Origin of the sequence: Providencia rettgeri, from assembly GCF_013702265.1 — a bacterium.
GTDB lineage: Bacteria > Pseudomonadota > Gammaproteobacteria > Enterobacterales > Enterobacteriaceae > Providencia > Providencia zhijiangensis.
The window spans coordinates 3,387,137-3,412,313 of record NZ_CP059348.1; the positions used below are offsets into that span (position 1 = coordinate 3,387,137).

The 25,177-nt window shown below is 44.0% G+C and carries 31 protein-coding genes; 18 read left to right on the top strand and 13 right to left on the bottom strand.

The annotated features are described in order from the left end of the window. Nucleotides 1-186: 186 nt before the first annotated feature. Nucleotides 187-1,563: an FAD-dependent oxidoreductase gene (locus H0913_RS15530; protein WP_181477565.1), complete on the top strand. Its 1,377-nt coding sequence runs from the start codon at nt 187-189 to the stop codon at nt 1,561-1,563. A gap of 65 nt (nt 1,564-1,628) precedes the next feature. Here the strand turns inward: H0913_RS15530 and sspB are convergent, their stop codons facing one another. The 5 genes from sspB to zapE all read right to left on the bottom strand — a co-directional run bounded on the left by sspB (nt 1,629) and on the right by zapE (nt 5,553). Then, a complete protein-coding gene (sspB, locus tag H0913_RS15535) occupies nt 1,629-2,123 on the bottom strand; it encodes a ClpXP protease specificity-enhancing factor (protein ID WP_154603442.1) in 495 nt (164 codons plus the stop codon). Nucleotides 2,124-2,128: 5 nt separating this feature from the next. Then, nucleotides 2,129-2,770, bottom strand: a complete 642-nt coding sequence (gene sspA / locus H0913_RS15540) for a stringent starvation protein SspA (protein ID WP_154603443.1) — start codon at nt 2,768-2,770, stop codon at nt 2,129-2,131. Nucleotides 2,771-3,271: 501 nt separating this feature from the next. Next, entirely contained in the window at nt 3,272-3,664 is a 393-nt protein-coding gene (rpsI, locus tag H0913_RS15545; protein WP_004258235.1) for a 30S ribosomal protein S9, read from the bottom strand. 14 nt (nt 3,665-3,678) lie between these two features. Beyond that, nucleotides 3,679-4,107 carry a 50S ribosomal protein L13 gene (rplM, locus tag H0913_RS15550; RefSeq protein ID WP_006659112.1) on the bottom strand — a complete coding sequence of 143 codons (429 nt, stop codon included), beginning with the start codon at nt 4,105-4,107 and terminating at the stop codon, nt 3,679-3,681. 315 nt (nt 4,108-4,422) lie between these two features. Beyond that, nucleotides 4,423-5,553 (bottom strand): cell division protein ZapE, encoded by a 1,131-nt coding sequence (gene zapE / locus H0913_RS15555; protein ID WP_181477566.1) that lies wholly within the window; start codon nt 5,551-5,553, stop codon nt 4,423-4,425. Between the two features lie 249 nt (nt 5,554-5,802). On the opposite strand from zapE, the gene zapG reads away from it, so the two are divergent. The 3 genes from zapG (at nt 5,803) to degS (ending at nt 9,113) form a co-directional block, all read left to right on the top strand. Further along, a complete protein-coding gene (gene zapG / locus H0913_RS15560; RefSeq protein ID WP_036956122.1) occupies nt 5,803-6,201 on the top strand; it encodes a Z-ring associated protein ZapG in 399 nt (132 codons plus the stop codon). Nucleotides 6,202-6,523: 322 nt separating this feature from the next. Further along, nucleotides 6,524-7,918: a Do family serine endopeptidase gene (locus H0913_RS15565; RefSeq protein WP_036956406.1), complete on the top strand. Its 1,395-nt coding sequence runs from the start codon at nt 6,524-6,526 to the stop codon at nt 7,916-7,918. 130 nt (nt 7,919-8,048) lie between these two features. Then, nucleotides 8,049-9,113 carry an outer membrane-stress sensor serine endopeptidase DegS gene (degS, locus tag H0913_RS15570; RefSeq protein WP_154603446.1) on the top strand — a complete coding sequence of 355 codons (1,065 nt, stop codon included), beginning with the start codon at nt 8,049-8,051 and terminating at the stop codon, nt 9,111-9,113. A gap of 129 nt (nt 9,114-9,242) precedes the next feature. Here the strand turns inward: degS and murA are convergent, their stop codons facing one another. The 7 genes from murA to mlaF form a co-directional block, all read right to left on the bottom strand. Beyond that, on the bottom strand, nt 9,243-10,505 hold the full coding sequence (murA, locus tag H0913_RS15575; protein WP_154638798.1) for a UDP-N-acetylglucosamine 1-carboxyvinyltransferase: 1,263 nt from the start codon (nt 10,503-10,505) through the stop codon (nt 9,243-9,245). Nucleotides 10,506-10,559: 54 nt separating this feature from the next. Further along, nucleotides 10,560-10,814 (bottom strand): BolA family iron metabolism protein IbaG, encoded by a 255-nt coding sequence (gene ibaG / locus H0913_RS15580; protein WP_036956119.1) that lies wholly within the window; start codon nt 10,812-10,814, stop codon nt 10,560-10,562. 137 nt (nt 10,815-10,951) lie between these two features. Continuing rightward, entirely contained in the window at nt 10,952-11,242 is a 291-nt protein-coding gene (gene mlaB / locus H0913_RS15585; protein ID WP_154603448.1) for a lipid asymmetry maintenance protein MlaB, read from the bottom strand. A 1-nt stretch (nt 11,243) separates the two neighbouring features. After that, nucleotides 11,244-11,873, bottom strand: a complete 630-nt coding sequence (gene mlaC / locus H0913_RS15590) for a phospholipid-binding protein MlaC (protein ID WP_154603449.1) — start codon at nt 11,871-11,873, stop codon at nt 11,244-11,246. Between the two features lie 35 nt (nt 11,874-11,908). Further along, complete coding sequence (mlaD, locus tag H0913_RS15595) at nt 11,909-12,466, bottom strand: outer membrane lipid asymmetry maintenance protein MlaD (RefSeq protein WP_181477567.1); 558 nt, start codon at nt 12,464-12,466, stop codon at nt 11,909-11,911. Between the two features lie 3 nt (nt 12,467-12,469). Beyond that, nucleotides 12,470-13,252: a lipid asymmetry maintenance ABC transporter permease subunit MlaE gene (mlaE, locus tag H0913_RS15600; RefSeq protein WP_036956115.1), complete on the bottom strand. Its 783-nt coding sequence runs from the start codon at nt 13,250-13,252 to the stop codon at nt 12,470-12,472. A gap of 6 nt (nt 13,253-13,258) precedes the next feature. Beyond that, entirely contained in the window at nt 13,259-14,062 is an 804-nt protein-coding gene (gene mlaF / locus H0913_RS15605) for a phospholipid ABC transporter ATP-binding protein MlaF (protein WP_006659099.1), read from the bottom strand. Between the two features lie 400 nt (nt 14,063-14,462). Here mlaF and kdsD point away from each other — a divergent pair, with 400 nt between their 5' ends. The 11 genes from kdsD (at nt 14,463) to rnk (ending at nt 22,228) form a co-directional block, all read left to right on the top strand. Then, complete coding sequence (kdsD, locus tag H0913_RS15610) at nt 14,463-15,431, top strand: arabinose-5-phosphate isomerase KdsD (protein WP_269749695.1); 969 nt, start codon at nt 14,463-14,465, stop codon at nt 15,429-15,431. Nucleotides 15,432-15,459: 28 nt separating this feature from the next. Continuing rightward, nucleotides 15,460-16,020: a 3-deoxy-manno-octulosonate-8-phosphatase KdsC gene (kdsC, locus tag H0913_RS15615; RefSeq protein WP_036956113.1), complete on the top strand. Its 561-nt coding sequence runs from the start codon at nt 15,460-15,462 to the stop codon at nt 16,018-16,020. A 16-nt stretch (nt 16,021-16,036) separates the two neighbouring features. Continuing rightward, entirely contained in the window at nt 16,037-16,630 is a 594-nt protein-coding gene (gene lptC / locus H0913_RS15620) for an LPS export ABC transporter periplasmic protein LptC (RefSeq protein ID WP_154603452.1), read from the top strand. Beyond that, entirely contained in the window at nt 16,614-17,171 is a 558-nt protein-coding gene (gene lptA, locus H0913_RS15625; RefSeq protein ID WP_154603453.1) for a lipopolysaccharide ABC transporter substrate-binding protein LptA, read from the top strand. The genes lptC and lptA overlap by 17 nt, the downstream gene beginning before the upstream one ends. A 5-nt stretch (nt 17,172-17,176) precedes the next feature. Continuing rightward, nucleotides 17,177-17,902 (top strand): LPS export ABC transporter ATP-binding protein, encoded by a 726-nt coding sequence (lptB, locus tag H0913_RS15630; RefSeq protein WP_036956110.1) that lies wholly within the window; start codon nt 17,177-17,179, stop codon nt 17,900-17,902. A gap of 84 nt (nt 17,903-17,986) precedes the next feature. Next, nucleotides 17,987-19,432, top strand: coding sequence for an RNA polymerase factor sigma-54 (gene rpoN / locus H0913_RS15635; RefSeq protein WP_154603454.1), 1,446 nt, complete (start codon nt 17,987-17,989; stop codon nt 19,430-19,432). Between the two features lie 23 nt (nt 19,433-19,455). Then, nucleotides 19,456-19,743 carry a ribosome hibernation promoting factor gene (hpf, locus tag H0913_RS15640; protein WP_006659090.1) on the top strand — a complete coding sequence of 96 codons (288 nt, stop codon included), beginning with the start codon at nt 19,456-19,458 and terminating at the stop codon, nt 19,741-19,743. A gap of 103 nt (nt 19,744-19,846) precedes the next feature. After that, entirely contained in the window at nt 19,847-20,314 is a 468-nt protein-coding gene (ptsN, locus tag H0913_RS15645; RefSeq protein ID WP_154603455.1) for a PTS IIA-like nitrogen regulatory protein PtsN, read from the top strand. A gap of 180 nt (nt 20,315-20,494) precedes the next feature. Next, nucleotides 20,495-21,349 carry an RNase adapter RapZ gene (gene rapZ / locus H0913_RS15650; RefSeq protein ID WP_036956106.1) on the top strand — a complete coding sequence of 285 codons (855 nt, stop codon included), beginning with the start codon at nt 20,495-20,497 and terminating at the stop codon, nt 21,347-21,349. Beyond that, complete coding sequence (gene npr / locus H0913_RS15655) at nt 21,346-21,618, top strand: PTS phosphocarrier protein NPr (protein WP_036956105.1); 273 nt, start codon at nt 21,346-21,348, stop codon at nt 21,616-21,618. The genes rapZ and npr overlap by 4 nt, the downstream gene beginning before the upstream one ends. A 199-nt stretch (nt 21,619-21,817) precedes the next feature. Then, nucleotides 21,818-22,228, top strand: a complete 411-nt coding sequence (rnk, locus tag H0913_RS15660; protein WP_006659086.1) for a nucleoside diphosphate kinase regulator — start codon at nt 21,818-21,820, stop codon at nt 22,226-22,228. Between the two features lie 134 nt (nt 22,229-22,362). On the opposite strand, the gene pmbA is transcribed toward rnk, so the two are convergent. Then, complete coding sequence (gene pmbA, locus H0913_RS15665; protein ID WP_154603456.1) at nt 22,363-23,703, bottom strand: metalloprotease PmbA; 1,341 nt, start codon at nt 23,701-23,703, stop codon at nt 22,363-22,365. 183 nt (nt 23,704-23,886) lie between these two features. Between pmbA and yjgA the strand changes: the two genes are divergently transcribed. The 3 genes from yjgA to H0913_RS15680 all read left to right on the top strand — a co-directional run bounded on the left by yjgA (nt 23,887) and on the right by H0913_RS15680 (nt 25,139). Further along, nucleotides 23,887-24,432, top strand: coding sequence for a ribosome biogenesis factor YjgA (yjgA, locus tag H0913_RS15670; protein WP_154603457.1), 546 nt, complete (start codon nt 23,887-23,889; stop codon nt 24,430-24,432). A 156-nt stretch (nt 24,433-24,588) separates the two neighbouring features. Then, on the top strand, nt 24,589-24,822 hold the full coding sequence (locus tag H0913_RS18935; RefSeq protein ID WP_154603458.1) for a hypothetical protein: 234 nt from the start codon (nt 24,589-24,591) through the stop codon (nt 24,820-24,822). Further along, nucleotides 24,819-25,139, top strand: coding sequence for a low molecular weight protein tyrosine phosphatase family protein (locus H0913_RS15680; protein WP_181477568.1), 321 nt, complete (start codon nt 24,819-24,821; stop codon nt 25,137-25,139). Before H0913_RS18935 ends, H0913_RS15680 begins: the two co-directional genes overlap by 4 nt. Nucleotides 25,140-25,177 lie beyond the last annotated feature (38 nt).

Sequence of the window (25,177 nt, forward strand, 5' to 3'; positions counted from 1 at the left end):
AACAGGGCTGTTTCGGATGGGGTTTCATACGAAATATCGATCCTGCTCATTAAATCGTCTGTCACAATGGGATATTCACCCGCGTATTAGTAACTTTATTACGATAATCACTATTTATATCAATGCTATCAAAGTAAACTTTAATTTATATCATTCCCGTAAAAGAATTTGGCAGGAAAGGTGCCTATGTCCTCTTCAAATATGGGTTCGCCCCGTATTGAACCTCGAAAAAAAGCGCTGACGATCCGCAAAATTGAGTTTGTGGAAATTTACCAGCCAATGAGCGGCATTGAAGCTCAGCATCAAGCCCAGCGTTGCTTATCTTGCGGGAGCCCCTATTGTGAGTGGAAATGCCCGCTCCATAACCCTATCCCGAATTGGTTAAAACTAGCTGGAGAAGGTCGAATTCTTGAGGCGGCAGAGCTTTGTCATCACACCAACAGCTTGCCAGAAATTTGCGGTCGAATTTGCCCGCAAGAACGGTTGTGTGAAGCCGCTTGTGTCCTGAATGAAACCTTTGGTTCTGTCACGATTGGGCATTTGGAGCGCTATATTACCGATACTGCGTTTGAACAAGGTTGGCGCCCTGACCTTTCCCATGTTAGGGAAACCAATAAACGAGTCGCGATTATCGGTGCGGGCCCCGCAGGTCTTTCCTGTGCCGATGTGTTGGCTCGCCACGGCGTTCAAGCAACGGTGTTTGATAAACATCCTGAAATCGGCGGGTTACTCACTTTTGGTATACCTGCCTTTAAGTTAGAAAAGTCAATAATGCAGCATCGTCGACGCATTTTTGAAGAAATGGGGATTATCTTCAAACTCAACACCGAGATTGGGCAACATATCCCGTTAGAAACGTTACTCAATGAATTTGATGCGGTTTTTATTGGAACCGGCACCCATCACCCAGTTTCAGGCAATCTCCTCAACGAAGACGTTATAGGTGTTTATCAAGCACTTCCTTATTTAGTGGGCAATGCACGTCATTTATTAGGTTACGCTGACGATCCCCGATATCCTTACGTATCACTGGAAAATAAGAATGTGATTGTGATGGGCGCAGGAGATACCGCGATGGATTGTGTCCGTAGCGCTATTCGCCAAGGAGCCAACCAGGTCAGTTGTGTCTATCGAGGTGACTCTTCAGAAATGCCAGCAACACCGCGAGAAGTCCTACACGCCCAAGAGGAAGGCGTACAGTTTCATTTTCACTTACAACCCATTGGGGTTAACACTAACTCCGAGGGGCAACTTATCGGTGTTCATTTCACCAGCACACTATCGAATTCCACTAAATTGGAAGAAATTACACACTCTGCTGATGTGGTCATTATTGCGTTTGGTTTTGAATCTGACGATATGCCGTGGATTAGCACACATTCCATACAGCGCGATACGAGCGGTAGAATAATTGCCCCTCGTCATCATCATTATGCTTACCAGACTTCACACCCTAAAATTTTTGCAGGGGGGGATGTGGTACACGGTTCTGATTTAGTGGTAACAGCAATTGCCGAAGGGCGTGGAGCCGCAGAAGGAATAATGAGTTTTCTTCAGGTATAAAAAAAGAGGAATTTCTTCCTCTTTTCAGCATTGACTATATCAATCTTCATTGCCACGATTTGTGTTTATTTCACAACCCGTAACGCTGGACGACCTTTCGGTGGTCTTGGTGGCTCATCATCTGGGAATGAAGGCTCTTCAGTTTGAGTGGCTTCATCATGAACCAATACGATGTTGTCAGACAGTGCTTCATCAGTTGTGTTCTCTTCCCCATCAAAGTGCTCATCATAAGCTGCTTCCGGTTCAAACATCATACCAGCGCCATTTTCACGCGCATATACCGCCATGATAGCCGCCATTGGTACATAAACCTGACGAGGTACACCACCGAATCTCGCATTAAACCGCACTTCTTCGTTGGTAATTTCAAAGTTACCAACTGCACGTGGAGCAACATTTAAAACAATTTGCCCATCACGCGCAAATTCCATTGGAACATTCACCATGGGAAGAGTGACATCAACCACCAAATGCGGAGTCATATCGTTATCCAGCAACCACTCATAGTGGGCGCGCAGCAGATAAGGGCGACGTGGTGTCATTGGTGCCATTTCCATCATCCGACTTAGCCTCGTGCTGACTGGCGCATTTCACGCTCTAATTCAGTTAATGATGCTAAAAATGAATCGCGTTCAAATACACGCTGCATGTACATCTGTAAATGTTTGCTGATTGCAGGCTTTAATTCGATCCCTAACACAGGTAAGCGCCATAACAGCGGTGCTAAATAGCAATCGGCTAAGCTGAATTCATCACTCATAAAGTATTGCATGTGTTCAAATGTCGGAGAGACTGCGATCAGCTCTTCAGCTAATTGACGACGCGCACTTTCAGCTTCTTGTGCAGTTCCTTTCTCGATTTTTGTCATCAGTGAATACCAGTCTTTTTGGATACGGTGCATCAGCTGACGGCTAATACCACGTGCAACGGGATAAACTGGCATTAACGGTGGATGAGGGAAGCGCTCATCAAGGTATTCCATGATGATATGTGGGTCATACAAAGTCAGATCGCGATCCACCAGCGTTGGTACGCTTTGATACGGGTTAAGATCAATAAGGTCTTGAGGCAGGTGACCAGGCTCGACATGTTCAATCTCAACACTAACACCTTTTTCAGCGAGTACGATGCGTACTTGATGGCTAAAAATATCAGTAGGGCCTGAAAACAATGTCATTACCGAACGTTTATTAGGAGCAACAGCCATTAAAACCTCCAAATGATAAAAATAATGATCCTTAAATAAGGATTAATTCATTATTTCCATTTTTAAAATCCCATGTACTTAACCTTCAAGATCCATTTTGAAAGTCAGCACAACCCTCTCGCTTCATGGAAGCGAGAAATAATCAAATAAAAAACTGGGGCATAGTCTAACAGATTTTGTACAGCTTAGGGGGCTAACCTAGAGAAAATCATCGGTTAATTTTATTAGAGGAGAATATCCACATTAAAATCAGCATTATCAGCTTTTGGTTTTTGATAATTAAAAATTAAAACCTTAAAGCCAACTCCATGGTTAATGAGTTGTATTTTTACTGTATTTGAGATATGACGCAAAATGAGAGTGGAATAATAGAATAATATTTTCTGCCTGTCTTTATTTTAATTAAATCATGATGGCTCAATATTTGATTTATTTTAGGCAATAAAAAACCCGCCATAAAGACGGGCTTTTTCATCAATTTTATGCCCAGAAGGCAATAAATTAACGTTTGGAGAACTGTGGACGACGACGTGCTTTACGCAGACCCACTTTCTTACGTTCAACAGAACGCGCATCACGGGTAACGAAACCAGCTTTACGCAGATCAGAACGAAGAGTCTCGTCATAAGCCATCAGTGCACGTGTAATACCGTGACGGATTGCGCCTGCCTGACCAGAGATACCACCACCTTTAACAGTGATGTACAGGTCCAGTTTTTCTAACATTTCAACCAGTTCTAACGGCTGACGAACTACCATGCGCGCAGTTTCGCGACCAAAGTATTGTTCCAGTGTACGTTGATTGATTGTGATGTTACCGCTACCCGGCTTAATAAAGACACGAGCAGATGAGCTTTTGCGGCGACCAGTGCCGTAGTATTGATTTTCAGCCATTGCTATAATCCCGATTAAATGTCAAGAACTTGCGGTTGTTGTGCCGCGTGGTTGTGCTCATTACCTGCGTAAACTTTCAGTTTACGGTACATTGCACGACCCAGAGGTCCTTTTGGCAACATGCCTTTAACCGCGATTTCAAGCACACGCTCAGGACTACGAGCAATCATCTCTTCGAAAGTTGCTTGCTTGATTCCACCAATATGGCCAGTGTGGCGATAGTAGATTTTGTCTTCGCGTTTTTTGCCGGTAACAGCAATTTTTTCTGCATTCAGAACGATGATGTAATCACCAGTATCCACGTGCGGAGTATATTCCGCTTTATGCTTACCGCGCAGACGGCTAGCAATTTCAGTTGCAAGACGGCCTAAAGTTTTGCCATCTGCATCAACAACATACCAGTCGCGTTTTACGGTCTCTGGTTTAGCTGTAAAAGTTTTCATTAAAACTTACCCAATATTGAAGTTACACGTTGTGTGAACACTCATGTTCGTAAAATATAGCGAGGTTCACGCGACTCATTGTCCAGCAAACCCACCCCTTCGAGCAGCCTAGCTGGCATTAATGCGTTATTTTTTGGGAAATAAAAAACAACGCCGTAACGTGGGGTCGCAAGATTATAGAGAAGTCAGCAACAAAAATCGACCCCAAATGCATTTTTTTTACGTTCAAATAAACAATTAGTACCGCATGTTCAAAAAGCGCGCATAAATCTGGAGAGAAAACGACGTCCTTGAGACTCATTTCCTCTTTGGCTTCTATGATAAATGCGGGATTTTCAAATATTCTTCACTTTGCATTTCTTGCAAGCGAGAAAGGCAGCGCTGATATTCAAACGCCAAAAGTTGCCCTTGATAAAGTGAATCCATCGGCACCTGTGCATTGATCATCAATTTTACCTTACGTTCATAGAACTCATCAATAAGTGCGAGAAAACGTCTGGCCGGATTTTCATCCTTCATTCCCATTACAGGAACGTCATACAGCAATACCGTATGATAACAATTTGAGAGGTAGATATAGTCGTTTTGGCTGCGAGGCTCTTCACACAAAACCTTAAAGTTGATTGCCAATACCCCTTCAGCGGAACGAATTGCCTGCATTTTCCGGTGGTTAACTTCTAATACAGGATTTTGCTGCCCTTCTTTACCCGCCAGTTTTACAAACACTTCATCTAAATGATGGCGATTTTGTTCATTAATTGGCGATAAAAATAGATGAGCTTGAGTCAGAGTACGCAAGCGATAGTCAATCCCCGCATCCACATTCATTACATCGCAATATTTTTTTATCTGTTCGATAGCAGGCAAAAAGCGAGCGCGTTGCAAACCGTTGCGATAAAGGTTGTCAGGAATAATGTTGGATGTCGCGACTAACGTGATACCCCGCGCAAAGAGCCCTTCTAATAGGGTTCCTAGAATCATCGCGTCGGTAATGTCCGAGACAAAAAACTCATCGAAACACAAAATATCTGTCTGTTTTTTGAATTCATCAGCAATAATGTCGAGCGGATTTTCCTGTCCTTGCAGCGCCATTAAGTCTTCCTGCACTTTCTTCATAAAGCGATGAAAGTGTAAACGCAATTTGCGATCTCCTGTTAAACTGTCGTAGAACATGTCCATCAACCACGTTTTACCGCGACCTACGCCCCCCCACATATATAACCCCTGAACTGGCTCGCAGGTTTTTGTGGATGATTTCCCTAACAAGCGTCCAAAGCGCTGTTTTAGACCGTTTGTTTTTTCATTTGGGATGCAAGGCGTAGCACTGCAAAGTTGCTGATAAATCTTGTCTAATCGCTCTACGGTTTGTTTTTGTACGTCGTCAGGCTGGTAATTGCCTTGTTCAAGAGCTTGTTGGTAACGCATAGTAGGGGTCATCGGTGACATCAACTCAGTGATCCTTAAAATTTTCGGTTTTTTTTACCGTTATATGATATACACTGCCTTTATTATAACCAGATTCTGTTAGCATTTAACTTTCGATTAACTATTCGGCATAGAGTAAGGAATTTCGCTTTATTATTCCACTCTTTAGCATTAACAGATTTGCTATTAGCAGGTATAGTTAGGGTAATCGAGCTAAATTTTGGCGACCATTTTCTGTGAATTTTGATTGAAGTAAACGAAGGAGTTAGCATGACTTGGGAGTATGCACTAATAGGATTAGTTGTTGGCTTTATCATCGGCGCATTGGTTGTGCGTTATGGCAATCCAAAACTTCGTCAACAAAAAACAGCACAGGCTGAATTAGACAAAAAAAGCACTGAGCTGGAAGAGTATCGTAAAGAACTCGTTAGCCATTTTGCTCGCAGTGCAGAGTTATTGGATAAAATGGCACGCGACTATCGCCAACTGTATCAACACATGGCGCAAAGCTCTTCCGAGTTAATGCCGGATATGCAAGATAACCCATTCCATTATCGTTTGACTGAATCTGAAGCCGATAATGACCAAGCACCGGTTAAAATGCCACCTAGAGATTACTCTGAAGGTGCTTCAGGGCTGTTCCGCCCTCTCGATGAAAAAGAGAAGTAATTTTTTGATTATGCCACCAGTAGCGCCTGTTACTGGTGGTGTTATTTACCCCGCCGTATCATTCCAATTCCGAATAAAATCTTATAGTTAGTTTAGCTACTGTATAGAAGTTAGCGTTTCACCTAAACATCATGTAAATGGATGTAAAATTGTGGATAAGTACTATCCGTATAGGGAACTTTTCCGCATAATCCGTGGTCATAGTCATCAGTAAAATATTATTTGAGACCCCAAAATACCTCCGCCCATATGACCTTAGTGTACCGTTTATAGGTACCATTCATATGAGCTGATATTTTCTATTGAGAGAATCTACGGAATGATGAAAAGAAAAAATTTCTTTCTGACAGCAGTCGCAATGAGTTTAGGTTTAACCCTGTCCACGATCCCAGCAATCAGCAGCGCCGCATTACCGGCCACATTACCAGCAACCGCACAAAGCCAAAACATGCCGAGCTTAGCACCAATGCTGGAAAAAGTGCTGCCTGCCGTCGTGAATATCCATGTTTCAGGCACTCGTGTACAAAATCAACAAATTCCCGAAGAACTGAAATTCTTCTTTGGTCCAAATGCACCTTCACAACAACAAAGCGTGCGCCCATTTGAAGGTTTAGGTTCTGGTGTCATCATTGATGCGACACAAGGTTATGTTTTAACCAACAATCACGTTATTGATGGTGCTGATAAAATCCAAATTCAGCTGAATGACGGTCGCGAAATTGACGTCAAACTGATTGGTAAAGATCCACAAACTGACATTGCTCTATTAAAAATCAGCAATGCGAAAGATATCAAAAACCTCACCGCGGTTTCTATTGCAGACTCCGACAAACTACGTGTTGGTGATTTTGCCGTTGCCGTGGGTAACCCATTCGGTTTAGGACAAACTGCCACATCTGGGATTATTTCTGCGTTAGGTCGTAGCGGATTAAATCTGGAAGGCTTAGAAAACTTTATCCAGACCGATGCCTCAATCAACCGTGGTAACTCCGGTGGTGCGCTGGTTAACTTAAACGGTGAGCTGATTGGGATTAACACCGCAATTTTAGCGCCTGGTGGCGGAAATATTGGTATCGGCTTTGCTATCCCAAGCAATATGGCGAAAAGCCTGAGCGAGCAGCTGATTAAACACGGTGAAGTTAAACGCGGAATTTTAGGTATTAAAGGCACAGAGATGAACTCTGATATCGCTAAAGCCTTCAATATCGATGCACAACGTGGTGCCTTCGTCAGTGAAGTCATTCCAAAATCATCAGCGGCAAAAGCGGGCATCAAATCGGGTGACGTTTTAGTGTCTGTAGATGGTAAACGTATTAATAGCTTCGCGGAATTAAGAGCGAAAATTGGTACCAGCCAGTTAGGTAAAGAAATCACCCTTGGCCTGATCCGTTCAGGCAAACCAATGGAAGTGAAAGTGGTGCTAGAAAGCGATGAAGGTTCAGCGACCAACGCGGAAAAACTGAGTGAATCCTTATTAGGCGCCACCATTTCCAATGCGGTTGTTAGTAATACCAAAGGGGTACAAGTTGACAGCGTAGCACCTAAGTCTCCGGCTGCTGCGGTTGGTTTAGCGAAAGGCGACCTAATCTTTGGCGTGAATGACACTCGCGTAGAAAGTATCGACCAATTCCGCAAAATCATCGATAGCAAACCGCCAGTATTAGCGATGAAAGTGCTGCGTGGCGGTGAAACACTCTACTTATTAATGAAAAACTAATTCATTAAGTTACCGCACATAAATCAATAAAACGGGTACAGTATCACTCTGCTGTACCCGTTTTTTTATGTTATGCTCAAGCATCTCTCTGTCTGTCATTTCCATCATAGCGAACTTGGTAACCTTTAACATGGTCAAAAAGCTGCTTGTGTCTGTCCTGCTTGGATTGGTCACTGCCTCAATCATTATTGTGGCTGTCCCCTCATTGCGCCCACAGGGACTGGCTGATTTACTGTATGGGAAAACCAATAGCGAGCCTGTAAGCTATAACAAGGCCGTACGCCGTGCCGCGCCTGCGGTGGTGTATGTCTATAGCAGCTCTAAAGGGAGTTTTTCCCAATCGGGTCGGGAATTACAATCTCTTGGATCAGGGGTGATATTAAGCGCTAATGGCTACATAGTGACCAACAAACATGTGGTGGATAACCCAGATCAAATCCTTGTTGCTTTACAAGATGGTGCCATTTTCGATGCGCTTTTAGTCGGCTCAGACCCTCTCACCGACCTCGCCGTCTTAAAGATAGACGCTGAAAATCTCCCCGTTATCCCCATTAATACCAAGCGCATCACCCATGTTGGAGATGTCGTTTTAGCCATTGGAAACCCTTATAACCTTGGACAAACAGTCACCCAAGGAATTATCAGCGCGACAGGTCGTGTCGGGTTAAGCTCCACACGCCGCCAAAATTTCCTACAAACCGATGCCTCGATTAACTCCGGTAACTCCGGTGGTGCCCTCATCAATACTGAAGGGGAATTGGTTGGTATAAACACCCTTTCATTCAGTGCAGGGCAAGGCGTGAGTTCTGAAGGGCTGAGTTTTGCTATCCCTACGGCTCTAGCAACCAAAATCATGGAAAAATTGATCCGTGATGGTCGTGTTGTTCGAGGCTACATCGGCATTACGGCTCGTGAGTTACCGCAAATTCGCACAAATACAAATAATATCAATCAAATTCAAGGATTAAGGATTTTCCAAGTCTCAGCCAATGGGCCCGCTGCAAAATCAGGCATTGAGCAAGGAGATATTATTTTATCCTTAGATGGAAAACCTGCCGTTTCTGCCGCAGAAACGATGGATTATGTTGCCGAAATTCGCCCCGGTACAAAAATCCCCGTTCAAATTTTACGTGATGGTAATGTGCAAAACATCGATATCGTGATTGAAGAACTTCCTGAAGGGCAAGCGAACTAAATCCTCAATTCCGCCCAGTCAAATCTTCCACTCAAAATAAGCCCGAAAAAAAAGGTTGTTCCGATGAAGAACAACCTTTTTGTTTTTTTTGAAATCTCGCTTTTGCGATGATATCAACGCAATCTGGAATTAGTCTTCAGATTTAACGCGTTGAATATTAGCGCCTAACGCATTTAATTTCGCTTCGATATTTTCATATCCACGATCGATATGATAGATACGGTCAACTGTCGTTGTTCCACCCGCGATACAACCAGCAATCACTAAGCTTGCGGAAGCACGTAAATCTGTTGCCATCACTTGCGCACCAGTCAGTTTTTCAACGCCATGGCACACGACTGTATTACTTTCGATATCCGCATGCGCACCCATACGAATTAACTCTGGAATATGCATAAAACGGTTTTCGAAAATAGTTTCAGTGATAACACCCGTACCTTCAGCCACCAGGTTTAATAAGCTAAATTGTGCTTGCATATCAGTAGGGAAACCAGGATGTGGAGCAGTACGCAATGTAACCGCCTTTGGACGTTTACCGTGCATATCTAGACTAATCCAATCTTCACCCGTTTGAACATCAGCCCCAGCTTCTCGTAATTTTGCCAGCACCGCATCCAGCGTATCTGGACGTGCATTACGGCAAACCACTTTACCGCGAGAAACCGCAGCCGCGATTAAGAATGTGCCTGTTTCAATACGGTCTGGCAGAACGCGATACACACCGCCACCTAAGCGAGCCACACCTTCAATGACAATACGGTCAGTTCCTGCACCAGTGATTTTCGCACCTAACGCATTTAAGAAATTAGCGGTATCTTCAATTTCGGGTTCACGAGCGGCGTTCTCGATGGAAGTTGTTCCTTCAGCAAGCGCTGCGGCAGTCATGATGCTGATAGTGGCACCCACGCTCACTTTGTCCATCACGATATCAGCGCCCTTCAGACGCCCATTCACCGTTGCCTTAACATAACCATCTTCAAGGACAATTTTCGCGCCTAGTTTTTCTAAACCGCTGATATGTAAATCCACTGGACGAGCACCAATGGCACAACCACCTGGTAGAGAAACTTCACCGTGACCAAAACGTGCAACCAGCGGCGCTAATGCCCAAATAGAGGCACGCATGGTTTTCACCAGATCATACGGCGCACAATATTCAGTCACATTGCTAGCATCAACAAAAATCGAACCATTACGCTCGATTTTGACGCCAAGTTGGCTCAGTAACTTAATTGTGGTGTCGATGTCTTTCAGCTTAGGGACATTCTGTAATTCAACTGGCTTTTCAGCCAGTAAAGCAGCGAACAGGATTGGCAGTGCGGCGTTTTTAGCGCCTGAAATAGAGACTTCACCCTCTAAGCGGGTTGGCCCTTTAACTAAAAATTTATCCATTCTGGTATTCTCGTGTGTCAGATTTTTACAAACTGTCCGCTTACATATTCAAACTTATAGGCCGCTCAGCTTACGATCACGCTCCCACTGCGCTGGGGTATAAGCTTTAATTGAAAGCGCATGAATTCGGTTGTCCGCAATATATTCCATTAGCGGCGCATAGACTGCTTGCTGCTGTTTAACACGGCTCATGCCGTCAAAAAGGCTGCCAACAGCGATAACTTGAAAATGACTGCCATCGCCATTCACTATCACTTCATCCAGTGACAGCTTTTCCATTAAGACTTGTTTAATTTCGTTGGTATCCATAATGACTCAATTTTGTAATTAATTATGATAATAAATATAGCCATCTATCCTAAAGGATTCAGCTTAACACTTAAACTAAAGAAAACGCTTCTGGCGTATAAAAACACTCAGAAGCGCTATTTTTTACATAACTTGACTTAATCCATCAGCAGAGGCTTTACCCCGTACAATTCCATCAAGGTATTGAGATTATCGCTCACACCAACAAGGCCAAAATGACGTTGCTGGGATTGATACTCCCCTTTCAGACGCACTAGCATGGCGAGTCCGGTAGAATCCACATGGGTTAAATCAGAAACATCAATTTGCTCAACTTGGGTCAACAAGGCTTGGCGCTTATCCCAAAATTCAACCAGAGAATCGCGATTTAAAATACCGGAAAACGCCAATGTTTTGTTATTTTTCGTCCAAGATAACAAACTACTCATCTTACTTGCTCTCTTCTAACGTAATCGGCACCTGAGCACTACGTTGTAATTGAGCTGTCAATCCATCAATACCTTGCTTACGCAGAATATCACCCCACTCATTTTGCTTGGTGGTGATCATGCTAACGCCTTCAGCAATCATGTCATACGCCTGCCAGTAACCTGTTTTACTGTTTTTACGCCATTGGAAATCCAAACGTACTGGAGGGCGGCCATTAGTGTCATTGATGGTCACTCGGATAGCGACAATATTCTTGTCACCAATCGGCTGTTCAGGAGCGATGGTGTACGTTTGACCGTGATACATCGCCAGCGCTTGGCCATAAACTTGCTCAAGATAAGACTCAAATGCTTTAAAATAGGCATCGCGCTGCGCTGGAGTGGCATCTTTATAGTAAGTGCCTAATACCAACGCACCCGCATACTTAATTTGCACATATGGCAGTAACTCTTCACGCACGATAGTACGTAAGTAATCTGGGTTTTGTTTGATTTGAGGTTGTTCCGCTTTTAAGCGATCGAAGGTTTTCGCTGCGGCTTCTTCCATAAGCTTATACGGGTTAGTTTGGTCAATCGCCATCGCAAATGGCGCAACCACTAACATAGCTATCATTATTAAACGTTTAAACATAATTCATTCCTTTTAAGTTCACAGGGAATTACAACTTAGTGAGCAGCAGGCTCTGACGGTGCTGCCACATGAGTCTCTGGCGCGGATGCCGGTGCTGCAGGTGCGGCTGCTTCAGTACCTTGGCTATCACCACTCTTATACAAGAATTGACCGATTAAATCTTCCAGCACCATAGCCGGTTTGGTGTCTTCTAAACGACCGCCATCTTTTAACATCGCAATCCCCATATCTTCGTCATAAGGACCGATATTCATGGCGATATACTGTTCACCAAGCAGGCCTGAAGTCCGAATTGATAGCGAGCTGGAATCAGGAATATTGTCATATTCACTGAGCAAATCGATTTGAACGTCAGGAATATAGTTCTTTTTATCTAAAGAAATATTCGCAACCCGTCCCACGACAACGCCACCGACTTTGATTGGAGAGCCAACTTTTAAGCCACCCACGTTTTCAAAAGAGGCGGAAACTCGGTAAGTTGACTGACTACCAATCGATTGTAAATCCGCTACTTTTAAGCAGAGGAACACAATTGCGGCTATCGCCAGCAACATAAAACAACCCACCCATATTTCACTTTTTTTACTTTGCATGACTTAGTTCCCAAACATCAGTGCTGTCAGTACGAAATCTAACCCTAGAACCGATAATGATGCATGCACAACAGTTTTCGTCGTTGCACGGCTAATTCCTTCCGAGGTTGGAATCGCATCATAACCATTAAATAGTGCAATCCACGTTACTGTAATTGCAAAGACTAAACTTTTGATAAAACAGTTCACTAAATCGAGTCGCCACTCGACAGAAGACTGCATGGATGACCAGAAGAAACCTGGGTCAATCCCTTTCCAATCCACACCGACAATGGCCCCACCAATAATACCGACGGCGACAAAAATCAGTGATAACAGCGGCATGCTAATGAATCCCGCCCAAAACCTTGGGGCGACAACACGGCGCAGAGGATCCACCGCCATCATTTCTAAACTCGAAATCTGCTCAGTGGCTTTCATCAAACCAATTTCTGCAGTTAATGCCGAGCCTGCTCGTCCCGCAAACAACAGCGCAGTGACCACTGGCCCCAGTTCACGCAATAGAGAAAGCGCGACCATCATGCCAAGGCTAGCTTCTGCACTGAACGTCGTCAGTACCAAATAACCTTGCAAACCGAGCACCATGCCGATAAACAGACCCGACACCGCCACGATAAGTAGAGACTGAACCCCTACCGAATAAAGCTGTTTAACTAACAGTGGCCACTGTTTGCCAAACTCAGGTTTGCCAAATAGTGCACCAAATAATAAGTAGCCTGCTCGACCAAAAGCCGCAAATGTTTCAATCCATCGACGTCCGAAGGCAGCAATCGCCTTAATTATCATGTTCATTTACCCTAATAAATCAGCCGAATAGTCATTAGCCGGAAAGCGGAATGGCACAGGACCATCGGCAATACCATCCATAAACTGTCTGACGCGCGGATCTTGGTTTTCGCGTAACTCTTCCCCAGTTCCTTTCGCGATAACATGTTGCTGCGCCACAATATACGCTTTATCGGCAATACTTAGCACTTCAGGAACGTCATGGGAAACCACTACGCAGGTCACCCCTAACGCTTGGTTGAGTTCATCAATCAGTTTGACCAAAACGCCCATCGTGATTGGGTCTTGCCCCACAAAAGGCTCATCAAACATAATCAGGTCAGGATCCAGAGCGATAGCCCTTGCTAACGCCGCACGGCGTGCCATTCCCCCTGAAAGTTCTGATGGCATTAATTTTGCGGCTCCGCGTAACCCCACCGCCTCTAATTTCATCATCACCGTCGTATGAATCAATGACTCCGGTAAATTTGTGTGCTCACGCAAAGGGAAAGCTACATTATTAAAAACGTCCATATCGGTAAACAAGGCACCGGATTGGAATAACATGCTCATTTTTTTACGCGATTGGTATAACTTAGAACGAGACAGCGCAGGAATATTATCGCCATCAAACCAGATTTCTCCTTCTTCTGGGCGCAGTTGTCCGCCAATCAGTCTGAGTAATGTAGTTTTACCAATCCCTGAAGGCCCCATAATCGCAGTAATTTTACCACGAGGCACAGTTAGGTTAATATTTTCAAATATTTTCCTATTTCCCCGTGTAAATGACATGTTTTTGACTTCGATTAAGTTCTCTGTCTGTGCTTGCATCGTTTAATAGCTCGTTATAGGTCAAACTATGATTCTACCTAAATAAATTCAGGGTTTTACAGAAACATAAACCAAATAGTATTAACTAATATTTTACCTAATTAATAGAAGATAGCTCTTAGAAATTTATATATCCAACCATAAGGTTAAGAGAATTAAAAAAATTTTTTTTGGGCATCGGTGCGGTTAAACCCTAAAAGGCGCTTTTGAGCTCAAATCGCTAATAGAGACTCATAACTATCACATTCATAATAACCATGACATTCATAAAAGCTTAGAGACAAAATACTTACTGATACTAAGTATTCGTTATACAATCCGATTTCTCTTTTTTGATCTAACCGAAACTTTGAACCAACCGACACTTTTGATTCACCCGAAAACATCCATGGAATTAGACATGTCAAATATCGATTTTCAGAAAGTAGGTAAAGAAGTTCTCCATATCGAACGCGAAGGTCTGAAAAACCTAGAACAATATATTAATCATGACTTTGACCTTGCTTGTCAGCAAATCTTTTCTTGTCAGGGAAAAGTGGTCGTTATGGGAATGGGGAAATCAGGGCATATTGGACGGAAAATTGCGGCGACGCTTGCCAGCACAGGAACGCCTTCATTTTTCGTGCATCCCGGAGAAGCCAGCCATGGCGATTTAGGGATGATCTCCAATAAAGACGTTGTATTAGCGATTTCGAATTCGGGTGAATCGGGGGAAATTTTAGCCCTACTGCCCGTATTAAAGCGTATCAAAGTCCCACTGATCTGCATGACCAATAATCCAGACAGCAATATGGGCAAATATGCAGATATACACTTATGCATAAAAGTACCGCAAGAAGCCTGCCCGCTTGGTTTGGCACCAACAACAAGTACCACAGCAACATTAGTGATGGGTGATGCGTTAGCCATTGCATTGTTAACCGCCCGCGGCTTCACAGCAGATGATTTTGCGCTGTCTCATCCCGGGGGCGCACTTGGGCGCAAACTTTTACTCTTAGTTCGTGATTTAATGAGTACCGGTGACGATGTTCCTCATATTCCGAAAAGTGCCACTTTACGGGAAGCCCTTGTGGAAATAACCCGTAAAAAACTGGGTATGACCGTCATTTGTGATGACGACATGAATATTCAAGGGATTTTCACGGATGGAGATTTACGCCGCATTTTTGATATGGGCATCGACCTCAACAATGCCAAAATCGCCGATTTAATGACGCCGGGCGGTATTCGAGTCGCACCGGGCATGCTAGCGGTTGAAGCGCTGAACCTGATGCAATCTCGCCATGTCACGTCGTTATTAGTGGCAGATGGCGACCAATTAGTGGGTGTTCTCCATATGCACGACCTACTGCAAGCGGGTGTGGTATAAGTCGAAAAGTATACATAAAGGAAATAGAATGAACCCTAATTATCAGAATACTTGCTATGGGTCTGTAGCGAATTCTGTGATAGAAAAAGCGACCAAAATTAAACTGCTTATCTGTGATGTCGATGGCGTGATGTCCGACGGTTTAATTTACATGGGGAATAACGGCGAAGAATTAAAAGCCTTTAATGTCCGCGATGGGTATGGCATTCGCTGCCTATTAACCTCAGGAATTGAAGTCGCTATTATCACCGGGCGCAAAGCTAAATTGCTGGAAGACAGAGCCCAAACGTTAGGTATTACATATCTTTACCAAGGACAAAGCGATAAGCTTTTGGCGTATCGCGAACTGTTAGATAAACTACAACTAACAGAAGAGCAAACAGCTTACATTGGTGATGACCTCATTGACTGGCCTGTGATGGCAAAAGTTGGGTTATCTGTTGCGGTGGCTGATGCACACCCATTGTTATTACCTAAAGCAGACTATGTAACGCATATTGGTGGCGGAAAAGGTGCAGTACGTGAACTCTGCGACCTTATTCTGTTATCCCAAAATAAACTGGAAGAAGCTAAAGGCTTGTCGATTTAAAGAACAGATATCATTCATGAGCAACGCAAAAAAGTGGTTAATCATTGTTTTATCCCTCATTGTACTGGGGCTAATTGGTTGGAACTTTTCGGTTTACGACGACTCCAAACCATTAACAACAGAAATCAATGATGGGAAACCTAATTATCAAACTGATGATTCGGTAACTTTCGTCTATAATCCTGCGGGCGATTTAGCCTATAAACTCGCCGCGAGCAAAGTTGATAATTATACCGATGGAAAAATCACATGGTTTACCAATCCGGTATTAACCACTTATAACGATGCGGGTACGCCGACTTGGACGGTGAAATCCATTAAAGCAAGATTAACCAAAGAACGCGTGCTCTATCTGTATAGCGATGTTCAAGTTGACAGTTTGACCCCAGAGCCTCAAATCCAGCGTATTACCACAGATAATGCGGTGGTCAATCTAGTCACACAAGATGTTTCATCTGACGATAAAGTTACCATTATCGGACACGGGCTAAATTCAACGGGCTTAAAAATGAAGGGGAACCTTCGTACAAGAACCGCTGAATTAATTGAAGATGTTAAAACTCACTATGAGTTACAACCAAAAGAGCAACACAATGAATCAAGTAACTAAGAAAAGTTTTATTCAAGGGGCTGTTGCAAGTGCAATTTTGGCTCTTAGCCTGCCGGCAATGGCACTGAAAACAGATACTCAACAGCCGATGACCATTAACTCGGTTAAGCAATCTCTTGATTTAGAAAAAAATATCACCACATTTACTGATGACGTTGTTATCAAACAAGGTTCCATTGATATTCGTGCCAACAAAGTTGTTGTGACGCGTCCAAGCAGCGATTCCGATAAAATCGTCATTGAAGCATTTGGTACGCCAGTGACTTTCTTCCAGTTACAAGACGATGGCAAACCAATTAAAGGTCACGCATCCAAAGCACGTTATGAAGTTGATCAGCAGTTGGTTACATTAACTGGTGATGCCTACCTTGAACAGCTCGATAGCAATATCAAAGGCGATAAGATTACTTACGTCGTTCCAACGCAAAAAATGGAAGCGTTCAGTGATAAAGGCAAGCGCGTAACGACTGTCTTATTACCAGCCCAGTTACAAGAGAAAGGCCCAGCAGCGCAGGGTTCATCAACAAGTAAGAGTAAATAATTGTTATGGCAACACTAACCGCAGAGAATCTGGCGAAATCCTATAAAAAACGCAGCGTAGTCACTGACGTCAGCCTTGAAGTGAAATCAGGGGAAATCGTTGGTCTCTTAGGCCCTAACGGTGCGGGTAAAACGACCACTTTTTATATGGTAGTCGGCATTGTTCAGCGGGATGCTGGTAAAATTTTAATTGATGGGGAAGATATTAGCTTACTGCCTCTGCATGAGCGCGCTCGTCGTGGCATTGGCTACCTTCCTCAAGAAGCGTCTATTTTCCGCCGTCTCAGTGTGTATGACAACCTGATGGCGGTGTTAGAAATTCGCCCAGACTTAACCTCAGAACAGCGCAAAGAGCGCGCTGAAGAACTGATGGAAGAGTTCAGTATTACTCACTTGCGTGATAGCGTAGGCCAGTCACTGTCTGGTGGTGAGCGTCGTCGTGTGGAAATTGCACGCGCCCTCGCCGCTAATCCAAAATTTATCCTGTTAGATGAGCCGTTTGCAGGGGTTGACCCGATTTCCGTTTTGGATATCAAAAAAATCATCCAACACTTGCGCGACTACGGGCTCGGCGTGTTAATCACCGACCATAACGTCCGTGAAACTCTCGATGTTTGCGAACGTGCTTACATTGTTAGTCAAGGGCACTTGATTGCTCACGGCTCGCCAGAGATGATCCTTGAAAACGAGCAAGTGAAACGCGTTTATTTGGGTGAAGGCTTTAGACTGTAGTTTGTAAATTGTAGACTGTAGTTTTGCCTTGTTGGTTGTCATGGCATTGGTTGTGTAAGTGGTAATGGAGAATAAAGCACATTCATGAAGCAAAGTTTGCAGCTCAGAATCAGTCAACAACTTGCAATGACGCCTCAATTGCAACAGGCCATCCGCCTGTTGCAATTATCCACACTTGAGCTTCAACAAGAAATTCAACTCGCCCTTGAAACCAACCCTCTGCTCGAACAAGAAGAATCATCCTCTGAGCAAGAAAATTTAGATAGTCTAAGCAACGACACTGACAGCAGCGAAATCGATACTAAAGATGCCCTCGAAAAAGCAGATATGCCCGATGAGCTTCCGCTAGATGCTGATTGGGATGAAATCTATACGGCAGGCACCCCGTCAGGAACGAGCAACGACTATAGCTTCGATGAACTTCCTGTTTACCAAGGGGAAACCACCCAAACACTGCAAGATTATCTAATCTGGCAAGCGGATCTCACCCCGTTTACCGATACCGACCGCGCGATTGCAACCTCGATTATCGATTCGATTGATGATTCAGGCTATCTCACAAGTTCAATCAGTGAGATCCACGAAGGGATTGATGACCCCGATATCACTTTAGAAGAAGTGGTTGCCGTTTTAAAACGCATTCAGCATTTCGACCCATTAGGGGTGGCGGCGCAGGATCTCAAAGAGTGTTTACTGATCCAGCTCTCTTTATACCCCAAAGAGACAATTGGCCTGCAAGAAGCTAGACTGATTATTAGCAATCATATTGATTTACTGGCAAATCGTGACTTTCGTCAACTGAGTAAACTGACCCGTTTAAAAGAAGATGCGCTGAAAACAGCAATTGACCTGATCCTTACGCTGAATCCCAAGCCAGGGCAGTCAATCAATACGGGTGAATCGGAATATGTTATTCCCGATGTGCTGGTGAAAAAAGTCGGTGGACACTGGCAAGTTGAGTTAAATACAGATAGCATCCCTAAGTTAAGCATCAATAATCATTATGCTTCAATGGCAAATAATTCAGCCAGCGAAAGTGACACGCAATATATTCGCAGTCACTTGCAGGATGCGAAATGGCTGATTAAAAGCTTAGAGAGCCGCCATGAAACATTACTGAAAGTGGCGACCTGTATTGTTGAGCAACAACAAGAATTTTTTGAGTTAGGCGAAGAGTATATGAAACCGATGATTTTGGCAGACATTGCCTATCAGGTGGACATGCATGAATCGACTATCTCCCGTGTGACAACCCAAAAATTCCTGCATAGTCCACGAGGCATTTTTGAGTTGAAGTATTTTTTCTCCAGTCACGTCAGTACGGACACCGGAGGAGAAGCCTCCTCCACTGCGATTCGTGCACTGGTGAAGAAGCTGGTTGCTGCGGAAAACCCAGCAAAACCATTGAGTGACAGTAAATTGACGAGTATGCTGGCAGAGCAAGGTATACAAGTTGCTCGTCGAACTGTTGCTAAGTATCGTGAGTCATTATCTATTCCGCCATCAAATCAACGTAAACAGTTGGTTTAACCCAATAATATAAGGAAGATTGTATGGAATTTCAGATTACTGGACACAATATTGAAGTTACACCGGCATTGCGCGAAACGGTTGAGAAAAAACTCAAAAAATTAGAGCAATTGTTTGATCGTATTAACAGTATCCAAGTTGTTCTGAAAGTGGAAAAAGTTCAGCAAATTGCTGAAGCCACCCTGCAACTCAACGGCGCAGAACTTCACGCATCAGCGGAAGACGACGATATGTACGCGGCACTTGATTTACTCCTTGATAAGCTGTCACGCCAATTAACCAAACATAAAGAAAAACTGAGACAACACTAATACATTTAGCCAGTCGTTGACTGATTAGTCTTTGGCTGATGAATGTTCTGAACCAGATGGTGGCATACATCATCTGGTTTTGTAGTCCTAAGTGAATAATAAAATGAATAGTGATATAGAAATCCAATTAAGCGATGTTTTATCTGCCAGTTGCACACGTAATAATTTAGTTTGCACCAGTAAGAAGAGAGCATTAGAAATTATTAGTGAGTTAGCGGCCGCCGAGTTGGGATTACCGGAAAATACGGTATTTGAAGCGTTACTAACCAGAGAAAAAGTGGGTACCACGGGTATTGGTGGTGGAATTGCAATCCCTCATGGCAAACTTAGTGAAGGCGAAAGTGCACGCGCCGCTGGCGTGTTTTTGCATTTAGAAGAGCCCATTGCGTTTGATGCGATTGATAACCAACCTGTTGATCTGCTTTTTGCATTACTTGTTCCATCGGATCAATGTAAAACTCACTTACATACTTTATCTCTTATCGCTAAAAAATTAGCGGATAAAGCATTCTGTAAGCGTCTACGCAGTGCGCAAAGTGACGAAGAGTTATATCAGATCATCATTGAGTAAGTAATAACTAATATGTGTTGATGCCAGCCTAATGATATTGTTATGATTTCTTTCATTCGGCATCGTAAAACACCGCAAAATGCAAAATAGTCAGACGTGTTTGATCAATTAGAAATGTGTGATCAGTCAGAAATCGATCATTAAGATATAAATCCTTAAGAGACAGAAGGGAGTTAGCTCATGGTGCTGATGATTGTCAGCGGCCGTTCCGGTTCGGGAAAATCCGTTGCCCTACGCGCGCTGGAAGATATGGGTTTCTATTGTGTGGATAACCTTCCGGTAGTCTTACTGCCGGAATTAGCTAATTCACTTGCCGATCGCAATATTTCTGCGGCCGTGAGCATTGACGTGCGTAATATGCCCGACAATCCAGAAGTGTTCGAAGAAGCGATTGATAAACTGCCATCAACCTTCTCACCACAACTGCTATTTCTGGATGCGGATCGCAACACATTAATTCGTCGTTATAGTGATACCCGTCGATTACACCCGCTTTCAAGTAAAAACTTGTCCTTAGAAAGTGCCATCGATGAAGAAAACGAGCTATTAGAGCCGCTGCGCTCCCGCGCTGACTTGGTCATTGATACCTCAGAAATGTCAGTGCACGAATTAGCGGAAATGCTCAGAACTCGCTTAATGGGCAAACGCGAGCGTGAACTGACGATGGTGTTTGAGTCCTTCGGTTTCAAACACGGCATCCCTATTGATGCTGACTACGTTTTCGATGTGCGCTTTTTACCAAACCCACACTGGGATCCTAAACTGCGTCCAATGACCGGTTTAGATCGTCCTGTTGCGGCCTTCTTGGACAGACACACAGAGGTTCATAACTTCATTTACCAGACTCGCAGTTACTTAGAGTTATGGTTGCCAATGTTAGAAACCAATAACCGCAGCTATCTCACCGTCGCCATCGGCTGTACGGGAGGAAAACACCGTTCGGTGTATGTGGCAGAACAGCTGGCTGATTATTTCCGCTCCCGTGGGAAAAACGTCCAGTCACGCCACAGAACGTTGGAAAAACGCAAGCAATGACCGTCAAAGCGACGATTACGCTGAAAAACCGTCTTGGTATGCATGCCAGACCAGCAATGCTTCTCTATGATTTAGTTAAACAATTTAACTCTAGAGTCATTTTAAAAAATGACAGTCAAATTGAGGCCGAGGCGGATAGCGTTATTGCGATGTTGATGTTAGACTCGGAACAAGGCAGTAAAATTGATATCGAGGTTAGCGGACCCGATGAAGATTTGGCGTTATCCGCAATCATTAAACTGTTTGAAAGTGGATTTGACGAAGAGTAGCCCAACTCATTGCGTCTTACATCTTAGCGAACAGAGCGATATACACGGTTTTACACGCATAGGCACCGAGTTCGTGATCCCGATCTCTTCCCTTTAACGCCTATAGCGCCTAATATTTTACATAATCTATTTTCTAGCAAACACCCCCTGCCTTCTGGGTGGGGGGTGTTTGCTTTGTACGTCCCTATTGGAGTGTGGTATGACAAAGCCAACAATTATTATCAATGATTTAGATGCAGAACGCTTAGATGCCCTGATGGAGCAAGCCGCTTATGCGGGTACGCCTGTTGCTGAAGCACTAAACGACGAATTAGACCGCGCAGATATCGTCTCTCCACAAGAGATCCCTGCGGATGTGGTCACGATGAACAGTACTGTTCGTTTCTTAGATTTAATCAGTAACGAAGAGCGCACACGCACATTGGTTTACCCTGCCTCTCTTAAAGATAGTGCAGAACAACTGTCCGTAATGGCGCCAATCGGTGCAGCGTTATTAGGTTTGCATGTTAACGACGAAATTAGCTGGGCACTGCCAAACGGCGTAGAAACCCGTGTTCGTGTGTTAGAGATTGTTTATCAACCTGAAGCGGCTGGCGAGTTCCATCGCTAGTGGCGATGCTCAACAAGAGAAAGAAGACTAGCCGAAAAAAGTTTCCATCAAGAAACTGTCGTTAGTCTTCAGGCGGTATTCAGGCACTCATTGAGTGCCTTTTTGCTATTTAGCGCTTATTGAACAATGATAACTTACTGCCCTGCAATACTCATTTCAGGGATCAACACAGAGCCACACTGAATATTACTGCGCGTTTCGATATCATCGGCAATAGTCACCATATTCATCCACATATCCTTTAAATTACCCGCAATAGTAATTTCGCTCACCGGATACTGAATTTCGCCATTTTCTACCCAAAAACCGGATGCACCACGGGAATAATCCCCCGTAATTCCACTCACACCCTGTCCCATCAGCTCAGTGACCACTAAGCCAGTACCCATTTGCTTCAACAAAGCGTCAAATGATAAGCCTTGTCCCTCAATGCGCCAGTTATGGATCCCCCCCGCATGACCCGTGCTTTGCAGACCCAGTTTACGCGCAGAATAACTGGTCATCAGCCAGGTTTGCAGAACGCCATTTTCCACAATATTGCGCTCAGTGGTACGCACACCTTCACTGTCAAATGGGGATGAGGCTAATCCGCCCATTAAATGTGGCTGCTCATTGATAGTTAACCAACTTGGTAAAATTTGTTTGCCAAGGCTATCCATTAAGAATGATGATTTACGATAAATGCTGCTGCCGCTGATAGCACCGACTAAATGACCAAATAACCCCGTCGCCACTTCTGAGGCAAAAATCACTGGGGCTTTCATGGTTGGCAATTTACGCGGCGATAAGCGAGATAATGTACGACGAGCACACTCTTGCCCTACCCACTCAGGGGATTTCAATGCCTGCATGCTGCGTGCGATGGTATACGCATAATCGCGCTCCATTTCGCCATTTTGCTCGGCGATTACGCAGCTCGACATCGAATAACGGCTAGAACTGTAACTCTTTAATAAGCCAAGAGAGTTACCAAAGACACGGATACCATAGTGCCCATTGAAGCTACCGCCTTCCGTATTCACAATGCGTGAATCTGCATTTAATGCGGTCATTTCCGCAATCGAGGCCAGCTTAATGGCTTCCTCGGGGGAAAGCTCTGTAGCTTGGAACAAGTTTAAATCCGGTGCATCGAATGCCAGTAATGATTTTTCAGCAGGACCTGCGCATGGGTCTTCAGAGGTATAATTCGCAATATCAATCGCGGCTTGAACTGTACGCTCAATGGCTTCTTCGCTTAAATCCGTTGAAGATGCACTACCTTTGCGTTGTTTATGGTAAACCGTGATCCCGAGCGCCCCATCACTGTTAAATTCCACATTCTCCACGTCACCTTGGCGAGTGCTCACGCTAATGCCAGTGCTTTTATTGACTGCAACTTCAGCGCCATCACAACGGCTTTTGGCGAATTCCAATGCGTGGGCGACGGCTTGTTCTAATTGTTTACGTTGTTCGGCAACTTGTTCAGTAACACTCATGCATTTTGTCCAATAAAGAGGGGAAAAGTGATTTTCTACCTAGACTCGTCATTGTCAGGTAGTCATAAGGGGGTTTTCCCAGTTACAATAGAGTTAATCTATAAATGTTAACACTCACAACGCCGTAAATCATGCTAATTACTCGTAATTACACGGCGGCGTTTAGTAAAAAGGAAAATCCCTATGGCCAAACAGCCTGAAGATTGGCTGGATGATATCCCAGCGCCCCAAGATGATGAGGACGATGAGATTATTTGGGTCAGCAAAAGCGAAATTAAACGCGATGCCGAGATCCTCAAAAAACTGGGGGCTGAACTTGTTGATTTAAGTAAAAGCGAGCTTGAGCGCATCCCATTAGACACTCAATTACTTGAGGCTATCGAATTAGCGCAAAAAATTAAGCGTGAAGGCCGTCGTCGTCAATTGCAGCTTATTGGTAAACTGCTACGTTCCCGTGAGGTTGAACCAATCACTGACGCCCTCGATAAGCTGAAAAACCGCCATAACCAGCAAGTTGTCATTATGCACAAGCTGGAAGATTTACGTAACCGTTTATTGGCTGATGGCGATGAAGTCATTGAAGAAGTCGTTGCGCTGTTCCCACAAACTGATCGCCAGCAACTGCGTGCATTAGTCCGTAATGCGAAGAAAGAGCGTGATGGAAATAAGCCACCAAAAGCATTCCGCCAGATTTTCCAATATCTGAAAGAGCTTTCTGATAGCAACTAATCATCGATTCCCCTATACCCACAGTGGTTTAGGGGAGTATTCTTAAAAACCCACCGCATTGTTGCTTGCGATACCAAATCGCACTATCATCTTCAACGTCATATTTTGACCCGTATTATCGCGGCTGCTGAACCACGATAAATTAATGAGGCAAATATGGATAACACCCGAAATAGAGCTTGGCGTCGAGCCAAAGATCGTATTAATAAATCACGCGACAATTTAAATTCACAAGAAATCCAATGTTTTACTCCAGAAAAAAACTGGAAGCATTTGTACCTTCGAAGTGAAAAATTGGCTCGTGCCGCACAACTAGGCATTGATTATCCTCAAGTGAGTAACGCACTACTTGCGCGACGTAGCCTTGAAGATATGCAAAATGACAAATGAACCTTTTATTCATCTGCAGTCGAAATCAATGGCGTAGCCCTACCGCTGAACAGATCTGGCGCAATCACCCGCGCTGGGTCACCCGTTCAGCGGGAACTAGCCGTAATGCCAAACGTCCCATCAATGTCGATCTCATTCGCTGGGCGGATGTTATTTTTGTGATGGAGCAGAAACACAAAAATCGGCTGATGGCCGACTTTTCACGTTTGCTCGAATATAAACCCATCCATGTATTGGATATTCCCGATGACTACCTATATATGGATCCTGAGCTGATTCAACTATTTGAATCCTCTGTACCGAATTATCTAAAGTAAGTAAATTCAAAATATTCACATCCCCCTATGCGGTAAAA